This window comes from Caulobacter sp. GW821-FHT10A10 (assembly GCF_059415745.1).
This window is the reverse complement of sequence record NZ_JBWKNV010000018.1, coordinates 1-6,535: the sequence shown is the minus strand read 5'-3', so window position 1 is coordinate 6,535 and position 6,535 is coordinate 1. Positions and strand designations below refer to the sequence as shown.

Genomic DNA, 6,535 nt, shown 5'->3' with positions numbered 1-6,535 from the left:
GCGGCCAAGGCCCGCCAGGACGTGGTCGAGAAAGGCTACGCCCAGGCGGCCCGATCGGTGAACGCCTCCGGTCTGGGGCAAGCCGGCGGGCAAGGGGCTTCGGCCGCCGATCCTGCCGGCCTGGGGGTGAGCTTCGGCAGCGCCGGTCTTGGCCTTTCGCTGGCCGGCGGCGAGCCGCTGGACACCGGCTCGGCCTATGGCGGCGCCAACGCCTCCTCCAGCGCCTGGTGGCGTCAGGAGGCCGGTTCGGACCTGCTGGGCGGCGGCTCGCTGGCCGCGCGGCTGGCGGCGATGGACGCCGGTCCCGGCCAGGGTTCGGGCCTGGCCGCCTCCGGCGCGTTCGACCCGGCGCTGGTCCAGAACCAGGCGCTGCTGCGCCAGGCCATGGCCGGCTTCGGCGGCCAGGCCGGCGGCGGAGCGGCGGTGTGGAGTCGCGACGGGGCTTCGCGCGAGACGCCGCTGGCGGCCTCGGCCGGCCTCAAGGCGACCCAGTCGCTGCTGACGGCCTAGGACCTAGCTGCTACCACCCTGAGTACAAGAGCCGGCCCTCCATCGCGGAGGGCCGGCAGACCCGACGGAGTTTCGATCATGGCCGACGGCGCTGCTTCCGCGACCGCTCCCCAGAAGACGGTGTCCCAGGTTCTGGGCGAGATCACCTGGCTCTTGACCCAGTCGCCGGTGCACAAGCAGCTGTTCATCGGCGACCTGGAATGGTTCGCCATGCCGGCCGTGCTGCTGGAGCAGTTCCGCATCTGGAACGGTCCCAACAGCCCCGCCGCCGTGGCCTTCTGGGCCTTCGTCTCCGAGGAGACCGAAGAGCGCCTGGCGGCCGGCGCCAAGAAGCTGCGGGCCGACGAATGGCAGGCCGGCGATCGTCCCTGGCTGATGGAGCTGGTCGCCCCCTTCGGCGGCCAGGACGAGATCCTCGCCGACCTTGCCGCCAACGTCTTCCCCGGCAAGACCTTCAAGTTCCACACCATCGGCGCCGACGGCCAGCGCGTGGTCGTCTCCTATCCCCCGCAAACCCAAGCCTGAGGCGGGGGCTTCGGCGCCGGCCTAGGCGGCCGGCGTCAGGGCCGTGACGACCTGTTCGCACAGGCGATGGGTCTCCAGAGCGTCGAGGGCCGACAGCCGGCGGCCTTCGCGCACGGCCGACAGGAAGGCCTCGACCAGGCCCTCGAAACCGCGCTGGCGACCGACCGAGGTCCAGTTGCCGCGCCGGGTCAGGCGCTCGCCGCCGGCGTAGTCGACGACGTCGGACAGTTCGGCGGCCCGCAGCTTGGCGCCGTGGCCCGAGACCTCCAGCACCTCCTCGTCGGCGCCGCTGTCGCGGTTCATGATCGCGAAGGCGTCGACGCCTGGGCCGGCCAGGTGAAGGCTGGCGTGCCGCATCTTGCCCTCGACCGCATGGCCCGAGATGCGCGCCTCGCTAGCCGTCGGGGCCAGGAAGCGGATGGTGTCGATGGCGTGGATGAAGTCGTCGAACACCGCCCGGCGCAGGCCGTCGGGATAGGCGCGGCGGTTCTTCTGCATCAGCACCAGCGGCGCCTTCAGGCCGGCGGCGGCCACATAGGGCGGGGCGAAGCGGCGGTTGAAGCCGACGGCCAGCGACACGCCGCGCGTCTCCGCCAGGTCCACCAGGGCTTCGGCTTCCGCCAAGGTGTCGGCGATCGGCTTGTCGACGAGCGTGGGCACGCCGGCCTCGATCAGGCGGCGGACGATCTCCGGATGGGCCTCGGTCGCGGCGTGAACGAAGGCGGCGTCGAGCCCCTGGGCCAGGGCCTCGTCGAGATCGGCGTGCAGCCGGTCCACGCGCCAGGCCGCGCCCAGGTCGTCGAGCGTGGCGGTGTTGCGGGTGACGAAGGCGAGCTGCACGTCCGGGCGGGCGCCCAGCACCGGCAGGTAGGCTTTGCGGGCGATGTCGCCCAGGCCGATCATCGCCACGCGCATGGTGTCTAGAGCCCCTTGGCCAAATGCTCCGCGAGGTCCTTTGCGTCCCAATGTTCGTCGCGCGGCGCAAGGAAGATCGGCGTTTCGCGCTCGAAGGCGGCCAGGGCGTCGGCGGTCTGGACGAGATCGGGGGCGTCCAGGCTCTCGCTCATGACGATGGCGGCGATGGTCGCGCCCCGGGCCCGCAGCGCCACGAGGGCCGTCAGCACGTGGCTGATCGTGCCCAGATGCGAGCCGGCGATCAGCAGCACCGGCAGGTCGAGCGCGGCGATCAGGTCGAGATTGGTCGCGGCGTCGGTCAGGGGCGACATGACGCCTCCGGCGCCTTCCACCAGCATCAGGTCGTGCTTGCCAGCCAGGGCCGCGCGGCAGTCGGCGGCGAGGTCTTCGAGGGCAAGCGTGTCGCCCTCCAGCCGGGCGGCGAGATTGGGGGCCAGCGGGGCGCGGTAGCGGCGCGGCGAGATGCGGGGCAGGGCGGCGGAATCGCCTAGAGCGTCGGCCAAACGGGCAGGGTCGCTGCTGGACGGATCAGCCGGATCAAAGCCGCTGACCACCGGCTTGAAGGCGTCGACCGCGACGCCTCGGGCCTTCAGGGCCCGGATCAGGGCGCAGGCGACATGGGTCTTGCCAATGTCGGTGCCGGTCCCGGCGACGAACAGGGCGGTCATGCTTTCGCGTCCACATAGGGACGGACGAGGGCGGCCAGGCGCAGGACCTCATCGTCGGGATGGTCGGCGCTGAAGGCCAGGCGCAGGCGGGCGGTGCCGGCCGGTACGGTGGGCGGCCGGATGGCCACGACCAGGAAGCCTTCGGCCTCCAGGGCGGTGGAGGCGGCGAGGGCCGCATCGGCCTCGCCGATCACCACCGGAACGATCGGGCTCTCGGCGCGCGGGAGGCCGGCGGCCTGGGTGAACAGCCTGGCCTTGCGCAGGGGCTCGGCGGCGAAGGCGGGATCGGCCTCGATCAGGTCGAGGGCGGCGATGGCGGCGGCGGCCGAGGCCGGCGGCAGGCCGGTGGTGTAGACGACGGTGCGAGCCCGGGTCTTCAGGAAGTCGACCACGCTCTGCGAAGCGCACAGATAGCCGCCGTAGGAGCCCAGGGCCTTGGACAGCGTGCCCATCTGCAGCGGGATCACCGCGTCGGGGAACAGGGCGGCCGTACCCTTGCCCTGGCCCAGCACGCCGACGCCGTGGGCGTCGTCGACCAGCAGCCAGGCGTCGTTGGCCTCGCAGACCGCCGACAGCCAGTCCAGCGGCGCGACATCGCCGTCCATCGAGAACACCCCGTCGGTGGCGACGATGGCGTGGCGGAAGGTCGAGCGGTGCTCGGCCAGCAGTTCGGCCAGGGCGTCGCTGTCGTTGTGCGGGAAGGACACGACCTTGGCGCCGGAGAGCTGCGCCCCGGCCCAGATGCAGGCGTGGGCCAGTTCGTCGACGAAGACGACGTCCTGCTTGCCCGCGAAGGTCGGGATCACCCCCGTGTTGGCCAGATAGCCGGAGCCGAACACGACGCAGGCCTCGGTTCCCTTCAGACGGGCCAGGCGGCTCTCAAGTTCAGAGATCAGCGGGCTGTCGCCGGTGACGAGCCGCGAGGCGCCGGAGCCCGCGCCGTACTCCGCCACCGCGGCTTGGGCGGCGGCGATGACGGCGGGATGCTGCGACAGGCCCAGATAGTCGTTGCAGGAGAAGGACAGCAGCCGCCTGCCGTCACGCTCGACGATCGCGCCGGGCAGGCGGCGGGTGGGCTTCAGGCGGCGGCGCAGGCTCATGGCCTCCAGGGCCGCGAGCTTGCCGCTCGCGAAGGCGTCCAGACTGTGCATGCCGATTCAGTTCCCGTTTGCCCTTGGGGGCCGGGACGCTCTAGGCAAGCCACCCCGCCGGCGCAACGAAGGATCGTCATGAGCACCCCCGACTGGCTCACCGAAGGCGCAAACCACGTCTGGCGGCCCTACTGCCAGATGAAGACGGCCCCGGCGCCGCTTCCGGTGGTGCGCGCGCACGGTTCGCGGATCGTGCTGGCCGACGGGCGTGAACTGGTCGACGGCATCGCCAGCTGGTGGACGGCCTGTCACGGCTACAACCACCCCCACATCGCCGCCGCCGTGCGCGAGCAGCTGGAGGCCATGCCCCACGTCATGTTCGGCGGCCTGGCGCATGAGCCCGCCTATCGCTTGGCCGCGCGGCTGGCGGCGATCCTGCCGGGCGAGCTGAACCACGTGTTCTTCGCCGAGTCCGGCTCGGTCTCGGTCGAGATCGCCATGAAGATGGCGCTGCAGTTCCACATCAATCGCGGCGAGACGGGCCGCACGCGCTTCCTGTCGTTCCGCGGCGGCTATCATGGCGACACCCTGGCGACGATGACGGTCTGCGACCCGGAGGAGGGGATGCACAGCCTGTTCTCGGGCGTGATGCCGAGCCAGGTGATCGCCGACCTGCCGCTGGACGACGCCGGCGAGGCCGCGCTCGACGCCCTGCTGGCCGAGCGGGGCGGTGAGATCGCCGCCATGCTGACCGAGCCCCTGGTGCAGGGCGCGGGCGGCATGCTGTTTCACGATCCGGAAGTGCTGCGCCGTCTGCGCCGTCTGGCTGACAAGCATGGCGTTCTGCTGATCTTCGACGAGATCTTCACCGGTTTTGGCCGCACCGGCGAGCTTTTCGCCATGCAGGCGGCCGGGATCGAGCCCGACATCGTCACCCTGTCGAAAGCCCTGACTGGCGGCACGCTACCGCTGTCGGCGGCCGTGGCCTCGCGCAGGGTGTTCGAGGCCTTCTGGTCCGACGACGCCGGCGCGGCCCTGATGCATGGGCCAACCTACATGGGCAATGCGCTGGCCTGCGCGGCCGCCAACGCTTCGCTCGACCTGTTCGAGGCTGGAACCTGGAAGACCGACGTGGCGCGGATATCGGCCGCGCTGAAGGCCGGGCTGGAGCCGTGCCGCGGCGCGCCGGGCGTCGTCGACGTGCGGGTGCTGGGGGCGATCGGGGTGGTCGAGTTCGCCTCGCCGGTGGCCGTCGGGGCGCTGTGCCAGGCCTTCGCGGCCAAGGGCGCCTGGATCCGGCCGATGGGCAAGGTGGTCTATCTGACCCCGGCCTTCACGACGCCCGACGCGGATCTCGAGATCCTGCTGTCGGCCGTTCGCGAGGTCATTGGCGCTGGCGGGGTTGAAGGAACCGGCGGGGTCTGATCCAAGCGGCCCCATGTCCGCCTCCACCGGCCCCCTGACGACGCTCGAGCGTCTCGCGATCCTGGCGATCATCATGACCTGGGGGCTGAACAACGCCGCGGCCAAGGTGGCGACCGCCGCCCTGCCGCCGATGATGGTGGGCGGTTTGCGCTTCGCGCTGGCCCTGGCCTTCCTGTTCCCGTTCGTGCGGCCGCCGTTCCCGGACTGGAAGCGGCTGCTGGCGATCGTGCTGCTGTCGGGGCCGATTCACTTCGGGATCATCTATCTGGCGTTCGGCATGGCCAGGTCGCTGAGCCCGCTGGTGGTGGCCACCCAGCTGTGGATCCCGTTCACGGCCCTGTTCGCCTGGCGCATGCTGGGCGAGACCATGCGCATGCCGGCCGTCGCCGGGCTGGCCGTCGCCTTCGCCGGCGTGGCCTGGATGAGCCTGGACCCCCACGGCGCGGCCGACCTGCCGGCCATCGTGCTGGGTGTCATCGCCGCCGCGATCTGGGCGGTGGCCACGGTGCTGGTGCGCAAGACGCCGGGCGTGAAGCCGCTGAAGGTGCAGGGCATGACGGCCCTGGTCGCCGCCCCGGCCCTGATCGCCCTGTCCTTCGCCTTCGAGCCGGACGTGATCCCTCGCGTGACGGCCGCCCCGCCGATCGCCTGGGCCTGCGTGGTGTTCGCCGGCGTGGTCTCGACCATCGGCGCCAGCGCCTTGCTGTTCTGGCTGGTGCAGCGGCGCGAGGCCGGGCGGGTGACGCCCTATTTCCTGCTGACGCCGCTGGTCTCGTGCACGATCGGGGTGCTGTTCATGGGTGATGACCTGTCGCCGCAACTGGTCATCGGCGGCGGCGCGACCATGCTGGGCGTGGCCCTGGTGGCGCTGACCGAGAAGAAGACTCCGCCGGTCGTCGAGCCGGCCTGAGGCTCCAGGCAGGGCGAACCAAAGCGCGGCAAGGCGCGTTGAGCTTCCACACATGGAGCTTCACCGCATGAACCTGACCCGTCCGCTTTCCCTCGCCGCCATCACCGCCGTCGCCCTGCTGGGCCTGTCCGCCTGCGACAAGGACGCCGGCAAGACCCAGAAGACCACGGGCAAGGTCGAGTCCGCCGTCGGCACGCTCACCGGCGACAAGGAGCTGAAGAAGGAAGGCAAGAAGGACAAGGTGGTCGGCGGCGTGCGCTCGGGCGACCTTGAAGGCGCCGTCAAGGACGCCAAGAAGGACTGACGGCAGTCCCTATTCTCGTCATCCCGGCCGAAGCGAAGCGCAGAGCCGGGACCCAGGGGCAACCGCAATGCGTCGGCTATCGAGCACGAACCTTGTCGCCGCGCCCAGTCCCCCTGGGTCCCTGTGTATTGCGATAGGTGTCGAGCGCGAGCTTGATGGGTGGCGGGCGCAGCTCGTTGGGTCCCAG

The 6,535-nt window shown here is 71.2% G+C and carries 7 protein-coding genes and 1 pseudogene; 5 read left to right on the top strand and 3 right to left on the bottom strand.

Going from position 1 to position 6,535, the window contains the following annotated elements; translation table 11 throughout:
* Window positions 1–510: pseudogene (locus AC07NS_RS26610) on the top strand (hypothetical protein); the annotation flags it as partial.
* Window positions 511–588: 78 nt separating this feature from the next.
* The gene (locus tag AC07NS_RS26605) at window positions 589–1,035 is read left to right on the top strand and encodes a toxin-activating lysine-acyltransferase (RefSeq protein WP_494608228.1); all 447 of its coding nucleotides are present in this window, start codon (window positions 589–591) and stop codon (window positions 1,033–1,035) included.
* Between the two features lie 21 nt (window positions 1,036–1,056).
* Here the strand turns inward: AC07NS_RS26605 and AC07NS_RS26600 are convergent, their stop codons facing one another.
* The 3 genes from AC07NS_RS26600 to bioF are packed head-to-tail and all read right to left on the bottom strand — an operon-like array spanning window position 1,057 to window position 3,769.
* Entirely contained in the window at window positions 1,057–1,950 is an 894-nt protein-coding gene (locus AC07NS_RS26600) for a Gfo/Idh/MocA family protein (RefSeq protein ID WP_494608227.1), read from the bottom strand.
* 5 nt (window positions 1,951–1,955) lie between these two features.
* The gene (gene bioD / locus AC07NS_RS26595; protein ID WP_494608225.1) at window positions 1,956–2,618 is read right to left on the bottom strand and encodes a dethiobiotin synthase; all 663 of its coding nucleotides are present in this window, start codon (window positions 2,616–2,618) and stop codon (window positions 1,956–1,958) included.
* Window positions 2,615–3,769 (bottom strand): 8-amino-7-oxononanoate synthase, encoded by a 1,155-nt coding sequence (gene bioF, locus AC07NS_RS26590; RefSeq protein WP_494608223.1) that lies wholly within the window; start codon window positions 3,767–3,769, stop codon window positions 2,615–2,617. Before bioF ends, bioD begins: the two co-directional genes overlap by 4 nt.
* A 78-nt stretch (window positions 3,770–3,847) precedes the next feature.
* Here bioF and AC07NS_RS26585 point away from each other — a divergent pair, with 78 nt between their 5' ends.
* The 3 genes from AC07NS_RS26585 (at window position 3,848) to AC07NS_RS26575 (ending at window position 6,348) form a co-directional block, all read left to right on the top strand.
* Entirely contained in the window at window positions 3,848–5,134 is a 1,287-nt protein-coding gene (locus AC07NS_RS26585; protein ID WP_494608221.1) for an adenosylmethionine--8-amino-7-oxononanoate transaminase, read from the top strand.
* 13 nt (window positions 5,135–5,147) lie between these two features.
* Window positions 5,148–6,044 carry a DMT family transporter gene (locus AC07NS_RS26580; protein ID WP_494608219.1) on the top strand — a complete coding sequence of 299 codons (897 nt, stop codon included), beginning with the start codon at window positions 5,148–5,150 and terminating at the stop codon, window positions 6,042–6,044.
* A gap of 67 nt (window positions 6,045–6,111) precedes the next feature.
* Window positions 6,112–6,348, top strand: coding sequence for a hypothetical protein (locus tag AC07NS_RS26575; RefSeq protein ID WP_494608217.1), 237 nt, complete (start codon window positions 6,112–6,114; stop codon window positions 6,346–6,348).
* Window positions 6,349–6,535 lie beyond the last annotated feature (187 nt).

Bases quoted from the DNA above. Each gene is read 5' to 3' on its own strand.
- AC07NS_RS26605 (WP_494608228.1), top strand. From the start codon at position 589: ATGGCCGACGGCGCTGCTTCCGCGACCGCTCCCCAGAAGACGGTGTCC.
- AC07NS_RS26600 (WP_494608227.1), bottom strand. From the start codon at position 1,950: ATGCGCGTGGCGATGATCGGCCTGGGCGACATCGCCCGCAAAGCCTAC.
- bioD (WP_494608225.1), bottom strand. From the start codon at position 2,618: ATGACCGCCCTGTTCGTCGCCGGGACCGGCACCGACATTGGCAAGACC.
- bioF (WP_494608223.1), bottom strand. From the start codon at position 3,769: ATGCACAGTCTGGACGCCTTCGCGAGCGGCAAGCTCGCGGCCCTGGAG.
- AC07NS_RS26585 (WP_494608221.1), top strand. From the start codon at position 3,848: ATGAGCACCCCCGACTGGCTCACCGAAGGCGCAAACCACGTCTGGCGG.
- AC07NS_RS26580 (WP_494608219.1), top strand. From the start codon at position 5,148: ATGTCCGCCTCCACCGGCCCCCTGACGACGCTCGAGCGTCTCGCGATC.
- AC07NS_RS26575 (WP_494608217.1), top strand. From the start codon at position 6,112: ATGAACCTGACCCGTCCGCTTTCCCTCGCCGCCATCACCGCCGTCGCC.